General features: G+C 67.1%; 14 protein-coding genes, 1 pseudogene and 1 riboswitch. Of the genes and pseudogenes, 7 read left to right on the top strand and 8 right to left on the bottom strand.

All coding sequences use genetic code 11. From position 1 onward, the window contains the following. Positions 1-34: 34 nt before the first annotated feature. On the bottom strand, positions 35-736 hold the full coding sequence (locus tag BLO63_RS14310) for a GntR family transcriptional regulator (RefSeq protein WP_091441740.1): 702 nt from the start codon (positions 734-736) through the stop codon (positions 35-37). Between the two features lie 543 nt (positions 737-1,279). Between BLO63_RS14310 and oxlT (BLO63_RS14315) the strand changes: the two genes are divergently transcribed. Both oxlT (BLO63_RS14315) and oxlT (BLO63_RS14320) read left to right on the top strand, forming a co-directional pair. Further along, a complete protein-coding gene (oxlT, locus tag BLO63_RS14315; protein ID WP_091441742.1) occupies positions 1,280-2,596 on the top strand; it encodes an oxalate/formate MFS antiporter in 1,317 nt (438 codons plus the stop codon). Between the two features lie 674 nt (positions 2,597-3,270). Next, positions 3,271-4,578: an oxalate/formate MFS antiporter gene (gene oxlT / locus BLO63_RS14320; RefSeq protein ID WP_280138062.1), complete on the top strand. Its 1,308-nt coding sequence runs from the start codon at positions 3,271-3,273 to the stop codon at positions 4,576-4,578. Between the two features lie 105 nt (positions 4,579-4,683). Here the strand turns inward: oxlT (BLO63_RS14320) and BLO63_RS14325 are convergent, their stop codons facing one another. Continuing rightward, a complete protein-coding gene (locus BLO63_RS14325) occupies positions 4,684-5,127 on the bottom strand; it encodes an NUDIX hydrolase (RefSeq protein WP_091441745.1) in 444 nt (147 codons plus the stop codon). A 59-nt stretch (positions 5,128-5,186) separates the two neighbouring features. Next, entirely contained in the window at positions 5,187-7,016 is a 1,830-nt protein-coding gene (gene thiC, locus BLO63_RS14330) for a phosphomethylpyrimidine synthase ThiC (RefSeq protein ID WP_091441746.1), read from the bottom strand. Between the two features lie 96 nt (positions 7,017-7,112). Further along, positions 7,113-7,240: riboswitch (TPP riboswitch) on the bottom strand. 118 nt (positions 7,241-7,358) lie between these two features. Between thiC and BLO63_RS14335 the strand changes: the two genes are divergently transcribed. Further along, positions 7,359-8,606 (top strand): lytic murein transglycosylase, encoded by a 1,248-nt coding sequence (locus BLO63_RS14335; RefSeq protein WP_091441748.1) that lies wholly within the window; start codon positions 7,359-7,361, stop codon positions 8,604-8,606. A 33-nt stretch (positions 8,607-8,639) separates the two neighbouring features. Here the strand turns inward: BLO63_RS14335 and BLO63_RS14340 are convergent, their stop codons facing one another. The 5 genes from BLO63_RS14340 to BLO63_RS14360 form a co-directional block, all read right to left on the bottom strand. Then, the gene (locus BLO63_RS14340; RefSeq protein WP_091441750.1) at positions 8,640-9,527 is read right to left on the bottom strand and encodes a cation diffusion facilitator family transporter; all 888 of its coding nucleotides are present in this window, start codon (positions 9,525-9,527) and stop codon (positions 8,640-8,642) included. A gap of 131 nt (positions 9,528-9,658) precedes the next feature. Then, positions 9,659-10,567, bottom strand: coding sequence for a sugar kinase (locus tag BLO63_RS14345; protein WP_091441751.1), 909 nt, complete (start codon positions 10,565-10,567; stop codon positions 9,659-9,661). A 112-nt stretch (positions 10,568-10,679) separates the two neighbouring features. Further along, positions 10,680-11,441, bottom strand: coding sequence for an SDR family NAD(P)-dependent oxidoreductase (locus BLO63_RS14350; RefSeq protein ID WP_091441752.1), 762 nt, complete (start codon positions 11,439-11,441; stop codon positions 10,680-10,682). A 110-nt stretch (positions 11,442-11,551) separates the two neighbouring features. After that, positions 11,552-12,118, bottom strand: a complete 567-nt coding sequence (locus BLO63_RS14355) for a lysozyme inhibitor LprI family protein (RefSeq protein WP_091441753.1) — start codon at positions 12,116-12,118, stop codon at positions 11,552-11,554. Between the two features lie 28 nt (positions 12,119-12,146). Continuing rightward, positions 12,147-13,352: a pyridoxal phosphate-dependent aminotransferase gene (locus BLO63_RS14360; RefSeq protein ID WP_091441754.1), complete on the bottom strand. Its 1,206-nt coding sequence runs from the start codon at positions 13,350-13,352 to the stop codon at positions 12,147-12,149. Positions 13,353-13,635: 283 nt separating this feature from the next. Between BLO63_RS14360 and BLO63_RS21490 the strand changes: the two are divergent. The 4 genes and pseudogenes from BLO63_RS21490 to radC form a co-directional block, all read left to right on the top strand. Further along, positions 13,636-14,334 (top strand): annotated as a pseudogene (locus BLO63_RS21490) (GNAT family N-acetyltransferase); the annotation flags it as partial. Then, on the top strand, positions 14,323-14,829 hold the full coding sequence (locus BLO63_RS21495; RefSeq protein WP_342028880.1) for a GNAT family N-acetyltransferase: 507 nt from the start codon (positions 14,323-14,325) through the stop codon (positions 14,827-14,829). The pseudogene BLO63_RS21490 and the gene BLO63_RS21495, both read left to right, overlap by 12 nt. 106 nt (positions 14,830-14,935) lie before the next feature. Continuing rightward, positions 14,936-15,763: a type I methionyl aminopeptidase gene (gene map, locus BLO63_RS14370; RefSeq protein WP_091441756.1), complete on the top strand. Its 828-nt coding sequence runs from the start codon at positions 14,936-14,938 to the stop codon at positions 15,761-15,763. Between the two features lie 59 nt (positions 15,764-15,822). Continuing rightward, complete coding sequence (gene radC, locus BLO63_RS14375) at positions 15,823-16,545, top strand: RadC family protein (RefSeq protein ID WP_425284339.1); 723 nt, start codon at positions 15,823-15,825, stop codon at positions 16,543-16,545. Positions 16,546-16,553: the final 8 nt, after the last annotated feature.

A 16,553-nucleotide genomic window follows, 5' to 3' on the forward strand; every position in this document is an offset into this window, starting at 1 on the left:
GCTCTGCGCCGGCTAGAGCGGCGGAAAGGCCCTCTCAGGAGGGAAACTTGCCGTGCCGCTCGACATGGGCGGCGAGGCCGAGCGTGTGCTCGCGCACCAGCCGCTCGGCCAGATCGGCGTCGCGGGCGACGAGCGCCGCGATGATGCCCTGGTGCTCCTGCAGCGAGCGCTCCGAGCGGTTTTCCTGACGCACCGAGACGGCGCGGATGCCGCGAATATGGATGAACAGGTTTTCCGTCATCTCGGCGATCATCTCGCAGCCGCCGAGCCGGATGATGTTCTGGTGAAAACGGATATTGGCGTTGGAATACTCGTTCATGTGGTCGGCGGGCGCTTCACCCTCGAAATCGTGAAACAGCTCCCGCAGCTCCGCGAGCTCGCGGTCGGTGGCGCGGCTGGCGGCGAGCCGGGCGGCCATGCTCTCCAGCGCCGCCCAGACGACGATCATGTCGATGATCTCGCGCTTGGACTTGCGCACCACGAAGATGCCGCGCCGTGGCACCGAGCGCACGAACCCTTCCTGTTCGAGGACGGTGAGGGCCTCGCGAATCGGGGTGCGGCTGACGCCGAGATCGTGCGACAGCTGCCGCTCGTCGAGCCGGATCTCGCTCTCCTGCCCATACATGTCCATCTCGGTGATGGCCTTCTTGATGGCGTCGTAAGCCAGGGTGCGAAGGCTGGTATTGGCGGCGAGTGGAGCGATGTTCAGTCTCGTCTGGGTGTCGGCGCTTTCCACGGGCGGTTTCCTCGTCAGTTGCTGAAAATGTTGTTCTTGTTGTTGTCCGCTGCAATGATCCTGCAGGGCGGCCGGTTTGTTCCGGTCATTACGCGGCCATTCCCCTGGATGCTTCTCGACTCTCTTGGGGGAGCGGCACTGTGAGCATCGTATAACACATACAGAATGTCCATGCGGGATGGTCCGGAGCCAGCACGGCCGTGCCTTCGCGCCCGCTTTCCCTTCCGCCGCCCTCTCCCTGATCGCCGAGCCCGCCGGCGGTCTGCGCCCGTGCGTGCGTCCTGACCTGTCACGGGCTGTCGCCTATCTGACGTTAGGTAATAGAGGGCAAGTATTCCCTATCGTAATGTTACGTTGGGTCATTCATTTTTCGCTGGATATGAATGTTTGTGGTATGCAAAATTTTGCATTACCAAAAAATCCGAGTATGGTCGGCAGAATGCCTGATCGATCACCCGCTGGAGCGGGCATGAGAGTCGGGAATTCAACAAGAAGAACAGAAACTATCCAATCTCTTTACGTTGGGAAACGTTCGAGGACAAAATGACATCTGACGCAACGGCATCCGTCAATAAAAAGCGCTGGCTTCAGCTCGTGTTCGGCGTGATCTGCATGTGCATGATCGCCAACATGCAGTATGGCTGGACCTTCTTCGTGAATCCGATGCAGGAAGCCCATGGCTGGGATCGCGCCGCGATCCAGGTGGCGTTCTCCATCTTCATCGTCACCGAGACCTGGCTGGTGCCGGTCGAGGGCTGGTTCGTCGACAAGTACGGCCCGCGCGTCGTGGTGCTGTTCGGTGGCGTGCTCTGCGGCCTGGCCTGGGTCATCAACTCCTATGCCGACACGCTGACCATGCTCTATGTCGGTGCGGCGCTGGGCGGCGTCGGTGCGGGCGCGGTGTATGGCACCTGCGTCGGCAATTCGCTCAAGTGGTTCCCGGATCGTCGCGGCCTGGCCGCCGGCATCACCGCCGCCGGCTTCGGCGCCGGCTCGGCGCTGACCGTCATTCCGATCCAGAACATGATCAAGAATCAGGGCTACGATGCCGCCTTCTTCTATTTCGGCATTGCCCAGGGCGTCGTGATCACGCTGATCGCGCTGTTCCTTGCGGCGCCGAAGAAGGAGCAGATCGCTGCCTTCGCCACCAAGGCGGTCGCCAAGGTGTCGCAGTCGGTCCGCGACTTCGCGCCGAAGGAGATGCTCTCCACCCCGCTGTTCTGGGTGATGTATGCGATGTTCGTCATGATGGCCGCCGGCGGCCTGATGGCGACCGCCCAGCTCGGCCCGATCGCCAAGGATTTCGGCATCGCCGACATTCCGGTGAGCCTGATCGGCATCACCCTGCCGGCGCTGACCTTCGCCGCCGCGATCGACCGCGTGCTGAACGGCCTTACCCGTCCGTTCTTCGGCTGGGTGTCGGACCAGATCGGCCGTGAGAACACCATGTTCGTGGCCTTCGCCATCGAGGGCGTCGGCATCTACGCGCTCAGCGTCTTCGGCCACAATCCGGTGCTGTTCGTCATCCTCACTGGCCTGGTGTTCTTCGCCTGGGGCGAGATCTACTCGCTGTTCCCGGCCATGTGCGGCGATGCCTTCGGCTCGAAGTTCGCCACCACCAATGCCGGCCTGCTCTACACCGCCAAGGGCACGGCGGCGCTGATCGTGCCGTTCACCTCGATCCTCACCACCCTGACGGGCAGCTGGCACGCGGTGTTCATCACGGCTGCGGCCCTGAACATCGTCGCCGCGGTGATGGCGCTGGCGGTGCTCAAGCCGCTGGCCTCGGCCCATGGTCGCCGCGCAGCTGCGGCTGCGGCCGAGGCGAAGGGGACGGGCAAGGTGATGGCGGCCGAGTAGCCGCCTCTCCCCACTGCCGGTTTTTTTCAAGGGCTCGTCCTCGGACGGGCCCTTTTTTCATGTCCGGGCGGCCGCAGGACCTGCTCGCTCGCGTGGAGAGCGTCGTAGGTTGACAGAATTCCAATTGTAAACAGGCGACGAGAATGGGGCGAGAGCGGTGCGCTTTCGTGTCCTTGGTGCGCCGACAGGCCTGTCCGCTGCGATAAGGGCAAGTCATCATTCCCAAACGTTCCTGCTATTCATCTTCTATAGAGATTTGAACTAACGCAGCGTCGTCACGCGACAGCGACGTGACATCTATTAAATGGTGTCGCGACAACAAGTGGAAATTCTACGGTGTCTTTTGGCTTACCGAACGTGTGGCGAGTCATAAATCGCAATTGGCATACATAATATTGTCGATTATGATCCGGCCTCAGCGGGTCGGTTCCGATACCCTGCGTCAGGGCGCCTCCGAGGTTTCGGAACGCGGCGTAAGGGGCGGATACCGCGCAACCTTTGGGAACGAAATGCCGCTCAAGCGGCCGTCGCGGGGGCGACGCAGAAAGCGCCCCCGGGACCAACGACAAGCCGGCGCCCGAGCCGAACAGGCAACGGAACGACCGCAATAAAAAGCCGATCCGCGGCATTTATCGATTTGGGAGAGGAGATCGCCCTTGAGTACGTCCAAGACCATGGCGGCCGTCGGGCCGGGCCAGGATTATTCGGAAAGCCGCCGTTGGCTTCAGCTCGTTGTCGGCGTCGTCTGTATGGTGGCGACCGCGAACATCCAGTACGCCTGGACGCTGTTCGTTCCTGAAATTCAGGAGACCTTCGGCTGGGAGCGCGCGTCGATCCAGATCGCGTTCACCATCTTCGTGCTGGTGCAGACCTGGCTCGCGCCGATCGAAGGCTATTTCATCGACAAGCTTGGCCCCCGCCTGATGGTCGCCTTCGGCGCCCTGTTCATCGGCGCGGCCTGGGTGATCAATTCGCAGGCCACCAGCCTGATGGGCTTCTACCTCGGCGCGGCCATCGGCGGCATCGGCGTGGGCTCGATCTACGCGACCTGCATCAACAACGCGCTGAAGTGGTTCCCGGATCGCCGCGGCCTCGCTGTCGGCCTGACGGCGGGCGGCTACGGCGCCGGCTCGGCCGCCACGATCCTGCCGATCGCCGCCATGATCGACAGCGCCGGCTTCCAGGAGACCTTCTTCTTCTTCGGCCTGCTGCAGGGCGGCCTCGCCTTCGTCGCGGCCTGGTTCCTGCGCTCGCCGAAGGCAGGCGAGGTCAAGGCGTCGACCAAGCTCAACCAGAGCCGTCGCGACTACACCCTGACCGAAGCCATGAGCACCAAGCTGTTCTGGCTGATGTTCCTGATGTTCATCTGCGTCGTCACCGGCGGCATGATGGCGGTGGCCCAGCTCGGCGTCATCGCGCAGGATCTCGGCGTGAAGGAGTTCCAGGTCGACCTGTACTTCTTCGTGATGGCCGCGCTTCCGCTCGCCCTGATGCTCGACCGCGTCATGAACGGCATCTCGCGCCCGCTGTTCGGCTGGATCTCCGACAATATCGGCCGTGAGAAGACCATGGTCATCGCCTTCACTCTCGAAGGCCTAGGCATCATCGCGCTCGGCGCCTTTGGCCACAATCCGTGGGCGTTCCTCATCCTCTCCGGCGTGGTCTTCCTCGCCTGGGGTGAAGTCTACTCGCTGTTCTCGGCTCTGGCCGGCGACGCCTTCGGCACCAAGCACATCGGCAAGATCTACGGCGTGCTCTACACCGCCAAGGGCATCGGCGCGCTGTTCGTGCCGGTTGGCAACCTGCTGATGGAAGCGACCGGCACCTGGTCGACCGTGCTCTACACGGTTGCCGGCATGGACCTGTTCGCGGCGTTCCTGGCGATCGCGGTCCTGCCGCGCACCCTGAAGGCCCATGTCGCGCGCTCCGCGGCCATGCCGCCGGCGGTGGACAAGACCAGCACCGCCACGGCGCATGCCTGATCCATCGGCGGCCTGCGCGGCCGCCGGTCGGTCCTGCCAGAACTGTGACCGTCTCGACTGGGGGCCCCTTGCGGGCCCCCTTTTCGTTTGCCGGCGAGGCCCCGGTCAGCCGGCCTCGCCGGGCAGGGCGAGGGCGAGTTCGGCGAGATACGCCACTTTGAGGCTGGCACTTGGGCCGAGGGCGGCGAGCGCCAAACGGTCGAACCAGCGCGCCTCCAGCGCGTCGTCGGCCGCCACGGCCTCGCCGGCGCGCCAGCGGCACAGCACGGCGATCATCGCGAAATGATGGGTGAGGGCGCCGTCGGGGCCGTGCTGAATGAAGTCGAGCACGGTGAGCAGGCGCGGCGTGTCGGCGAGGAGGCCGGTTTCTTCATTCAGCTCCCGCAGCGCCGCGTCGAGATAGGTCTCGCCCGGCTCGATGCGGCCGCCGGGAAAACCCCAGAGGCCCTGATCGGGCGGATTGGCGCGGCGCACCAGCAGCATCTCCTCCCCCCGCGCCACCAGAGCGAGGACGGCGGGGATAGGGCGGACCGGAGGCGGCAAGGTCATTACGGCACTACTCCTGAGGGGGTGCGCGGCCGGGAGCGGCCCGGCCGCGCGGGAGCAACCTACTCCGCCGCCGTTGCGTCGCGATAGATCTGCCCGCCGCCGGCACGGAAGCGCTCGGCCATGTCCTCCATGCCCTGTTCCGCCTCCGCCTGCGCTTCGGCCTGCCGGGCGGTGTCTCGGATCTCGTGACTGATCTTCATCGAGCAGAATTTCGGCCCGCACATGGAGCAGAAATGCGCCAGCTTGTGCGCCTCCTTCGGCAGCGTCTCGTCATGGAAGGCCATGGCGGTGTCGGGATCGAGCGCGAGGCTGAACTGGTCCTGCCAGCGGAACTCGAACCGCGCCCGCGACAGCGCATCGTCCCAGGCCCGCGCCAGCGGGTGGCCCTTGGCGAGATCGGCGGCGTGGGCCGCGATCTTGTAGGTGATGACGCCGGTTTTCACGTCGTCGCGGTTGGGCAGGCCCAGATGCTCCTTCGGCGTGACGTAGCAGAGCATGGCGGTGCCGAACCAGCCGATCATCGCCGCGCCGATGGCGCTGGTGATGTGGTCATAGCCGGGGGCGATGTCGGTGGTCAGCGGCCCGAGCGTGTAGAACGGCGCCTCGCCGCAGGTGGCGAGCTGCTTGTCCATGTTGGCCTTGATCTTGTGCATCGGCACATGGCCGGGGCCCTCGATGATGACCTGGCAGTCGTGCTGCCAGGCGATCTGGGCCAGTTCGCCCAGCGTCTCCAGCTCGGCGAACTGGGCCGCGTCATTGGCGTCGGCGATGGAGCCGGGGCGCAGCCCGTCGCCCAGCGAGAAGGTGACGTCATAGGCGCGCATGATCTCGCAGATCTCGGCGAATCGCTCATAGAGGAAGCTCTCGCGGTGATGGGCGAGGCACCACTTCGCCATGATCGAGCCGCCGCGCGAGACGATGCCCGTCACCCGATTCGCGGTGAGCGGCACATGGGGAAGGCGCACCCCGGCATGGATGGTGAAATAGTCGACGCCCTGCTCTGCCTGCTCGATCAGCGTGTCGCGAAACACCTCCCAGGTGAGGTCCTCGGCGATGCCGCCGACCTTCTCCAGCGCCTGGTAGATCGGGACGGTGCCGATGGGGACGGGCGAATTGCGCACGATCCAGTCGCGGATATTGTGGATGTTGCGCCCGGTGGAGAGGTCCATCACCGTGTCGGCGCCCCAGCGGATCGCCCACACCATCTTGTCCACCTCGTCCGCCACCGAGGAGGTGACGGCGGAATTGCCGATATTAGCGTTGATCTTCACCAGGAAATTGCGGCCGATCGCCATCGGCTCCAATTCGCCATGATTGATGTTGGCGGGGATGACAGCCCGCCCGCGCGCCACCTCGTCGCGCACGAATTCCGGCGTCACCACATCGGGGATGGCGGCGCCGAAATCCTCGCCGTCGCGCAGAATCTCGCGCATCCGCTCGCGCAGGCCGTTCTCGCGCAGGGCGACATATTCCATCTCCGCCGTGACGATGCCGGCGCGGGCATAGGCCATCTGCGTCACCGCGCCGGACTTTGCCCGCAGCGGGCGGTGGCGCAGCGGGAAGGGGGCGACGAGCTTGTCGGCGGGGACATGGCCATTGTCCTCCGGCTTCACCGCGCGCCCGTCATAGGCCTCTACATCTCCGCGCGCGCGCACCCAGGCGTCACGCGGGCGCGCGAGGCCCGCCGTGATGTCGATGGTGGCGTCCGCGTCGGTATAGGGGCCGGAGGCGTCATAGACCGCGAGGTTGGGCTCGTTGGCGGAGGGATGCAGCAGGATTTCGCGGAACGGCACGCGAAAGCCGCGCGCCGGGCATTCGGCATAGATCCGGCGCGAGCCGGGAATCGGCCCGGTGGCGACGCTGAGGCTGTGGGGGGTTTTGGTCGGCATGGTGGATCTCCAGAACCAGAGGTTGGGGAGATCCGGGCGTTGTGACGCTGGGGAAGGATGGCGTTGTGCATGATGCGGGCATGCCCGCGAGGCGCGACGCCATTCGGTTCCGATCCCTTCGCCGGCATGACCCGGATCAGGTTCGAAGGGTCATCGCGTTGCCCTGCCTTGCGGCACAGCCGGCGCTCTCTCAGCCCCCTAGCGGGGCTCCCCTTGGAACGGCATGATCTTCGACGAAAGTCGGCCACGGGTCAAATCCCGCCGGACCGTCACCCTGCGAACGCCGTAATTCCTGTAGATTGCTGATCGCAACGAAACGATGCCTGAGATATCGGGGGACCCATGGCCAGCACGACGTTTCCGCCCCGCACAGCGACCCGCCGCGCGGTGATCGCCGGCGCGCTTGCTCTCAGTTTGCTCGCGCCTGCTGCGGCCTTCGCCCAGGAGAATTGCGGGCGGACCGGCGCCGGCTTCGACGCCTGGCTCGCCGGCTTCAAGCAGCAGGCGGTGGCGGAAGGGGTGTCGCCGCGCACGGTGGCGGCCGCGCTGAACGGCGTGACCTATGCGCCCGACATTGTCGGCACCGATCGCGGGCAGAAGGTGTTCGGCCAGAGCTTCTTCCAGTTCTCCGACCGCATGGTCGCCAATTACCGCATCCAGCAGGGTCGCCAGAAGATCCAGAAGAACCCGGAACTGTTCAGCCGGATCGAGCAGCAATTCGGCGTGCCCGGCGCGGTGCTGGTCGCCTTCTGGGGGCTGGAGACCGATTTCGGCGCCTTCATGGGCGACAAGCAGACGATTCGCTCGGTCGCCTCGCTCGCCTGGGACTGCCGGCGGGCGGAGATGTTCCGCACCCAGCTGATGGCGGCGCTGAAGATCATCGACCGGGGCGACCTGACCGTGCAGACCATGCGCGGCCCGTGGGCGGGCGAGCTCGGCCAGTTCCAGTTCCTGCCCGACCATTATCTCAATTATGGAGTGGATTTCGACGGCGACGGGCGGGTCGATCTCATCCGCTCGGCGCCCGACGCGCTGGCCTCGGCGGCGAACTACATCAAGGCGCTGGGCTGGAAGGCCGGCCAGCCCTGGCTGGAAGAGGTGAGCGTGCCGCCCAACCTGCCCTGGGACCAGGCGGACCTGTCGATCAAGATTCCCCGCTCCCAATGGGCGCGCATGGGGGTGGTGCGCGCCGGCGGCGGCCAGCTGCCCGCCGACCAGCTTCCCGCCTCGCTGCTGCTGCCGATGGGGCGGACGGGGCCGGCCTTCCTCGTCTACCCGAATTTCGACGTGTTCACCGAGTGGAACAACTCGCTGACCTACGCCACGTCAGCCGCCTATCTCGCCTCCCGCGTCGCCGGGGCGGGGCCGTTCAACCGGGGGCAGGGGGACAAGATTCCCGTGCTCTCCATGGCGCAGGCGAAGGAGTTGCAGACGCTGCTCAACGCGCGTGGCCACCATGTCGGGCGGATCGACGGCATTGTCGGCGCGGCGACGCGGCAGGCGGTGAAGACCGAGCAGATGCGGCTCGGCCTGCCCGCCGATTCCTACCCGACGCCGGACCTGCTGGCAGCGCTGCGCGCCGGTAGGTAGCGTCGCGGCGTCGGGACCTCGGAGGCCTGGGCCTCACAGCACCGGCACGCCCTGCTGCTTGGCCTTCACTTCCGGCTCGACATGGATGTTGACGAGCACGTCGGCGACCTCGGCCTCCAGCGCGTCCTCGATGCGGTCGCAGATGGCGTGCGCCTCGCTGACCGGCATGTCGCCGGGCACGACGAGGTGGAAATCGACGAAGATCATCCGCCCCGCCTGCCGCGTGCGCAAATCATGCGCCTCGATGGCGCCGGTGGCCTCGGCGGCGATGCGCCGGCGGATGCGCTCCAGCGTTTCCGCCGGCACCGCCTGGTCCATCAGCCCGCCGACGCTCTCCTTCAGCACCGACCAGCCCGACCACAGGATGTTCAGCGCGACCAGCCCGGCCAGCACGAGGTCGAGCTTTTCCCAGCCCGAGAGCGCCGCCAGCGCGACGCCGAGCAGCACGCCGGCCGAGGAGACGACATCGGTCAGCAGGTGACGCCCATCGGCGGCCAGCGCGGGCGAGCGGGCGCGCCGGCCTTCGCGGATCAGCACCGCGCACCAGATGCCGTTGATGACGGTGGCGGCGGCGTTGATCGCCAGGCCCTGCGGCGAGGCATCGAAGCTGTGCGGTTCGAGCCAGCCGAGATAGACCTCGCGGAAGATGGTGATGGCGGCGACGACGATCAGCACGCCGACGATGACGGCGGAAAAATACTCCGCCTTGGCATAGCCATAGGGGTGGGCGGCGTCGGCCGGCTTGGCGCTGACGCGCAGCGCCACCACGGCGGCGATGGCGGTGGCGACGTTGACGATGCTCTCCAGCGCGTCCGAATACAGCGCCACGCTGCCGGTGAGCAGGAAGGCGGCGTATTTCAGCCCGAGCACCACCAGGCTGATGCCGACATTGATCAACGCGATCCGTGAGGAGAGAGCCATCGGCGCATACCCATTATGGCGCCGCGCGCCCGATGCCGTGCGCTTAGTCGCTCGCTCAATAAAAAGCAAGCAGCGGCAATGACTTGCAAGTCATTCGCAGAAGCGTTTGCAGGCGCTGTCGGCGTAGGGCCTCAGGCGTTGGCGTGGCGGGGCAGCAGCGCGCCGCGATGGCGGATGACGCGACCGGCGAGACCATGGCCGGCCTCGGCCGCTACCGCCGGCAGCTCGCCGGCAAGACGGGCGGCGAGATAGGCGGCATTGAAGCTGTCGCCGGCGGCGGTGGTGTCCACAGGTTCGACCGGCTGGGGGATGGGGACAAGCTGCGCGGTGCCGCCGCTGACCACCAGCGCGCCCTCGGCGCCGTTCTTCACCACGATTTCCTGCACGCCGAAGGTGGCGAGGCGCTCGGCGGTGGCGGTGGGGGAGCCATCGCCCCAGAGCCTTGCCTCATCCTCGAAGGTCGGCAGGGCGATGGAGGTGCGCTTGAGCGCCTCGGCATAGACGGCGCGGGCCCGCGCCACGTCGCCGCGCCAGTTGCGCGGGCGGAAATTGCCGTCGAAGACGATGCGGGTGCCGCGTTCGCGGGCGAATTCCAGCGTCGCCAGCAGGCGCCCGAGCCCGGCATTGGAATAGAGCGAGAGGGTGATGCCGGAGAGATAGATGAGGTTGGCCTCGATCAGCGCCTCGCACACCACTTCCCAGCCGGGCATCTCGAACAGCTCGCGCGCCGGGGCGGTGTCACGCCAATAGGTGAAGCTGCGCTCGCCCTGCGGGTCGGTGTCGATGAGATAGAGGCCGGCCGTGCGGCCCGGCACCCGTGCCATCAGCCTTGTGTCGAGGCCCTCGCCCTGGGCGGAGGCGCGGATGGCGTCGGAATAGAGGTCGTCGCCGAGCGCGGTGGCGTAGGCGGTTTCCACGCCGGCGCGGGCGAGATAGACGGCGGTGTTGAAGGTGTCGCCGCCGACCGACTGGCTGAAGCGCCCATCGGCGCCGCGCGCCAGCTCGACCATGACTTCGCCGATCGAAATTACCCGGGCCATGCGTCCCTCCCTGTCGCGCGTCGATTCGCGCGGGAGACTCGCTTTATTCCACCAGCGAGGCAAGGTCGGGGCGGTTTTCCGTCCCGCGCGGGGCGGGACGGAAAGGGTGGGCTCAGAACTGGACGCCGCGGGTCAGGGCGCCGTCGACCACCAGATTGGTGCCGTAGATGAAGCTGGCCGCCGGGCTCGCCAGGAAGACGGCGGCGTTGGCGACTTCCTGCGCCGTCGCCATGCGGCCCGTGGGGTTGAGCGCCAGCGCCTCGGCGTACAAAGCCGGGTTGCCGTCCTTGATCTGGTTCCAGATGCCGCCGTCGAAATAGGTGTTGCCGGGCGAGACGGTGTTGGCGCGGATCTTCTTCGGCGCCAGCTGGTAGGCGAGGCCCTGCGTGTAGTGGATCAGCGCCGCCTTGAACACGCCATAGGGCCCGCAGGCGAAGTCGATCTCGCGGCCCGACACCGAGGAGATGGTGACGATGGAGCCGGCGGCGCTCTGTTCGAGATAGGGCATCGCGGCATTGACGAGGCGCACCGTGCCCATGAGGTCGGTGTCGAAGCCCTTCTTCCAGTGCTCCTCCTCATGGCCGACCGCCAGCGCGCTGACATTGGCGACGACGATATCGAGGCCGCCAAACGCGCTGGCCGCTTTCTCCACGAAACCGGCAAGGGCGGCGCCGTCGGACACATCGGCCCCGACGCCGAGCGTCTTCACGCCCGCCTCCGCCAGCCGGGCGGCGGTGGCCTGCGCTTCTCCGTCATGGCGGCTGCACACGGCGACGTCGCAGCCCTCGGCCGCCAGCGTTTCGGCGATGGCGAGGCCGATGCCCTTGGTGCCGCCGCTGACGACGGCGCGCAGTCCCTTGAGTCCGAGATCCATTTTCGCTGATCCTTCACGAGCGGGGGGTGTCTCGACCCATGATCCCCGCACCTTTGCGCCGGCACAAGACGCCTCGCCGGTTTATCCCGGTGCGGCGTGCGGCGCCGCGTTCACGGCGCGATCATGATGATGCGTGGCGCGGTGGTGTAGGGCGCCGGCTGCGCAGGGGCGGTTGCGCTGCCTTCTGCCGGCTCTGCTGCGAGAGGTGCCGGCGGCCAGCCGCCGTCGGGAGCATAGCGGGATTCGAGATCGCGGGCACGCTGCTCATTGTGACCGATCAGGCAGATCAGCCGCTGTTCCATGACGCCCGACCCGCCGAGCCGCCCGCCAATGCTCTGCCGGGGACCCTCGCCCTCGAACGGGGCGATGCTCTGGCACTCGAAGTTCCGCCAATGGACGAAACGCCCCTGCGATTCCTCGAACAGGGCGCTCCAGCGCCGCCGTTGCGCGGGCTGCAGATCGGCGCGCGCCTCGATCACCGCCGTGACCCCCTCGACGCTGCGCTGGAGTTCCCGCTCGCTCGCGACCTGCAGCGCGGTGAGGCAATCGAGAGTGGCGCGCGGCTCGGCATGGTCGCGCCGGCACGCCGCCGCGTCGGTCGCCCACGCGGCGGGGGTGGCGGCCGCGAGCAGCAGGGCCGCGGCGGCGAGTGGGCCGAGCTGGCGCGGTGTCATCATTCTCGGCCTCCGTTCGGCTCGGTGGCGTTCAGCCGGCGGACGGCTTCCGCAGGAAGGCGTCCATGCGCTCCAGCGCGCGGGAGATGTTGGCGGCGGAATTGGCGTAGGACAGGCGTATATAGCCCTCGCCGAACACGCCGAAATCCGGCCCGCCTATGGTGGCGACTCCGGCCTCGTCCAGCAAGGCGGTGGCGAGCGCCTTCGCCGAGCGCCAGCCGGTGCCCGAGATGTTGGGGAAGGCGTAGAACGCCCCCTTCGACACGGCGCAGCGCACGCCCGGCAAAGCGTTAAGCCCGTCCACCACCAGATGCCGGCGGCGGTCGAATTCGGCGACCATCTCCGCCACGCAGTCCTGCGGGCCGGTGAGCGCGGCCAGCGCGCCGAACTGCGCCGGGGCGTTGACGCAGGACCACGCATTGACCGCGAGCTTGCGGGCGGCATCGAACAGCCCTTCCGGCCACAGCGCCCAGCCGAGGCGCCAGCCGGTCATCGCATAGGTCTTCGACCAGCCATTGAGCAGGATCAGCCGGTCGCGGATTTCCGGGTAGGCGAGCAGGGTGGTGTGGGCTTCGCCGTCGAACAGGAACTGGTCGTAAATCTCGTCCGACAGGATGGCGACGTGGGGATGGTTCGCCAGCCCGGCGACGAAGGCGTCGATCTCAGCCTTGGGGGTGACGCCGCCGGTCGGGTTGGCCGGCGAGTTGAGGATGACGAGCCGGGTGCGCTCGGTGATGAGCGACAGCGCTTCGGTAGCGGAGAAGCCGAAGCCGTTTTCCTCGCGCACCGGCACCGGGATCGGGGTGGCGCCGGTGAACTCGATCATCGAGCGGTAGATGGGAAAGCCGGGGTCGGGATAGAGGATTTCCGCGCCCGGCTCGCCCAGCATGAGGATGGCCGAGAACATCGTCACCTTGCCGCCGGGCACGATCATTACCCGCCCGGGATCGATGTCGAGGCCGAAGCGGCGGTGAATGTCGCCTGCCACCGCCTCGCGCAGCGGCTGGATGCCGACGGAGGGGGTGTAGCCGTGCTGGCCCTCGTGCAGCGCCTTGATGGCGGCCTCGACAATATGGCCGGGCGTTGAGAAATCCGGCTGGCCGATGCCGAGATTGATGATGTCGCGCCCCTGCGCCGCGAGCGCGGCGGCGCGCGCCAGCACGGCGAAGGCGTTCTCCTCGCCGATCCGGTCGAAGGCCGCGACAGGGTGGAGGGGCAGGCGGGCTGGCGTCATCATGTCCTCGTTCGGGTTCCGTTAGAGTGCGATCCGATCAGATTGAACCAATCTGATCGGTAAATTGCCCTCTAACTCTAAGATAGAGAACGCGTTATCCGATCAGCTTGCGATGCAAGCTGATCGGCGCGTGCTCTAGCGTTTCCGTTGGCGCGGCGCATCAAAGCTCTTGCAGTCTTTCGCATTCGTGTCACACGGGAGCGGGCGAGGTTCAAGGGGTTGCGCCGGCTGGACCGGCGAGGGGCCGGTGGCGTGACTGCCGGCGTGTGAGTTGGGTAAGACGCTGATGGGTGAGCCGCACGACCAGTCTTCCGCGCCGCAGGCACTGCCTCTGGGCGCTCCTGTCGACACCGCGCCGGCGCTGCGGCCCGCGCGAACCATCCTCACCGGCCGGTTCGTCGACCTGGTGCCGTTCGATCTCGCGGCGCATGGCCCGGCGCTGTTCGCCGCCAGCCACGGGCCGGAGCGCGAGGCGCTCTTCGCCTATCTGCCGACGGGCCCCTATGAGGATTATGCCGCCTTCGCCGCCTATTACGGCGCGGCGGCGGAGCGCGACGATCCGCTGATGTTCGCGATTGTCGACAAGGCGAGCGGGGTCGCGGTCGGCCATGCGACCTATATGCGGATCGACCCGGTCAACCGGACGATCGAGGTCGGCCATATCCTCTACACCCCGGCACTGATGCGCACGCCGGGCGGCACCGAGGCCATGTATCTCATGGCCCGGCATGTGTTCGAAACGCTGGGATACCGGCGCTATGAGTGGAAGTGCAACGCGCTGAACGCCCCCTCGCGCCGGGCGGCGGAGCGCTATGGCTTCCGCTTCGAGGGGCTGTTCCGCCACCATATGATCGTCAAGGGCCGCAACCGCGACACGGCCTGGTTCTCCATTCTTTCGGAGGAATGGCCGCAGATCGCGGTGGCGATGGAAGCCTGGCTGGCGCCGGAGAATTTCGACGCGGCGGGCCGGCAGATGGTGTCGCTCTCCGTGCTCAATGCGCGCGCGCTTGACGTGGAAGGCCGCACGCTGCGCCGCGCCGACCTTTCCGATCTTGCCGCCGTGGAGGCGCTGCAGCGCGCCGCCTATGCCCGCAACCGCATCCTGCTCGGCGTCGAGCCGGTGCCGCTGCTGTGGGATTATGCCCGCGTGTTCCGCGAGCGGGAGGTGTGGGTGCTGGACGGCAGCGAGGGGGTCGTCGCCGTCGCTATCCTTCACCCGCGCAACGACGATCTTCTGGCCGACAGCCTCGCCGCCTGCCCGCGCGCGCAGGGGTTCGGCCATGGCAACCTGCTGCTGGCGGCGGCCGAGGCGCGGGCGCGGGCGCTCGGGCGGGACACGGTGCGGCTCTATACCGGCGAGCCGCTCTCGGCCAACATCAACTGGTACCGCCGCAAGGGCTACGCCATCGAGAGGGTGGAGCAGCTCCCCGACCGGCGGCTGGTGCATATGGCCAAACCGCTGGCCGCGCCGGCGGCGTGAGGGCGGTGCGCGGGCGTTCCGCGCGCGCTTTCCTTGCGCCAGAGCGCGGATCGCTTACATTCGGCGCGGGTATTCGCCCTGAACCTGTGCTGTTGGACGTTCGACGATGAGCTATGTAGAGGCGGCCGGCGCGCCGCTGCGCAAGACCGGCCATATCAAGCTGCATGGCCCGGAAGGCTTTGCCGGCATGCGCAAGGCGGGGCAACTGACGGCGCAGGCGCTCGATCTCGTGCATGAGCTGGTGGCGCCCGGCGTTTCCACCGAGGCGATCGACCGGCTGGTGTTCGAGTTCGCCATGGACCATGGCGCGCTGCCGGCGACGCTGATGTATCGCGGCTACCGCAAGTCCACCTGCACCTCGATCAACCATGTCGTCTGCCACGGCATCCCGAACGAGAAGCCGCTGCGCGAGGGCGACATCGTCAATGTCGACGTGACGCTGATCGTCGACGGCTGGTATGGCGATTCCAGCCGCATGTACCCGGTGGGCGAGATCCCCCGCCGCGCCGAGCGGCTGCTCGACGTGACCTATGAGTCGCTGATGCGCGGCATCGCCGAGGTGAAGCCGGGCAAGCATGTCGGCGATATCGGCGCGGCGATCCAGGATTTCGTCGAGCCGCTGCATATGAGCGTGGTGCGCGATTTCTGCGGCCATGGCGTCGGCCAGATCTTCCACGACGAGCCGAACATCGTCCATGTCGGCCGGCGCGGCGATGGGCCGGAGCTGATGCCCGGCATGATCTTCACCATCGAGCCGATGATCAATCTCGGCCGCCCGCATGTGAAGGTGCTTTCCGACGGCTGGACGGCGGTGACGCGCGACCGCTCGCTCTCCGCCCAGTTCGAGCACACGGTGGGGGTGACGGAGACGGGGTGCGAGATCTTCACGCTCTCGCCCAAAGGCTATCACAAGCCGATCTTCAGCAACGACTGAGCGAGGCGGGAGCCCGCATGGCGCGTAACCGAGCCGGGCGCAGCGGCGGCCGTGACGACCTGCCGGCCGATCCTGATTCAGCCGCCGCGCCGGCCGGCTTCGCCGAGGCGGAGCCGCACTTTCTCGGCCATCGCGAGCGGCTGCGCGAGCGCTTCCGCAAGGCCGGCGGCGAGGCGCTGCCCGATTATGAACTGCTGGAGCTGGTGCTGTTCCGCGCTGTCGTGCGGGCGGATGTGAAGCCGCTGGCCAAGGCGCTGATCGACCGATTCGGGTCCTTCGCCGAGGTGGTCGGCGCTCCGCCCGGGCGGCTGCGCGAGGTGAAGGGGGTCGGCGAGGCCATCGTCACCGAGCTGAAGCTGATCGGCGCGGCGGTGGAACGGGTGACGCGCGGCCAGGTGCGCGCCCGCCCGGTGCTGTCCTCCTGGAGCGCGGTGATCGCCCATTGCCGGGCCAGCATGGCCTTTGTCGAGCAGGAGCAGTTCCGCATCCTGTTCCTCGACAAGCGCAACCAGCTCATTCTCGACGAGGTGCAGCAGCGCGGCACGGTGGATCACACGCCGGTCTATCCGCGCGAAGTGGTGAAGCGGGCGCTGGAGGTGGCGGCGAGTGCCATCATCCTCGTCCACAACCATCCGAGCGGCGATCCCACGCCGTCCAATGCCGACATCCAGATGACCAAGACCATCATCGACGTGGCCAAGCCGCTCGGCATTGAGGTGCATGACCACATCATCGTCGGCAAGGACGGCCATGCCTCCTTGCGCGGGCTGCGGCTGATCTGAGGTTCAAA

The sequence above is a fragment of the Ancylobacter rudongensis genome (genome assembly GCF_900100155.1).
GTDB lineage: Bacteria > Pseudomonadota > Alphaproteobacteria > Rhizobiales > Xanthobacteraceae > Ancylobacter > Ancylobacter rudongensis.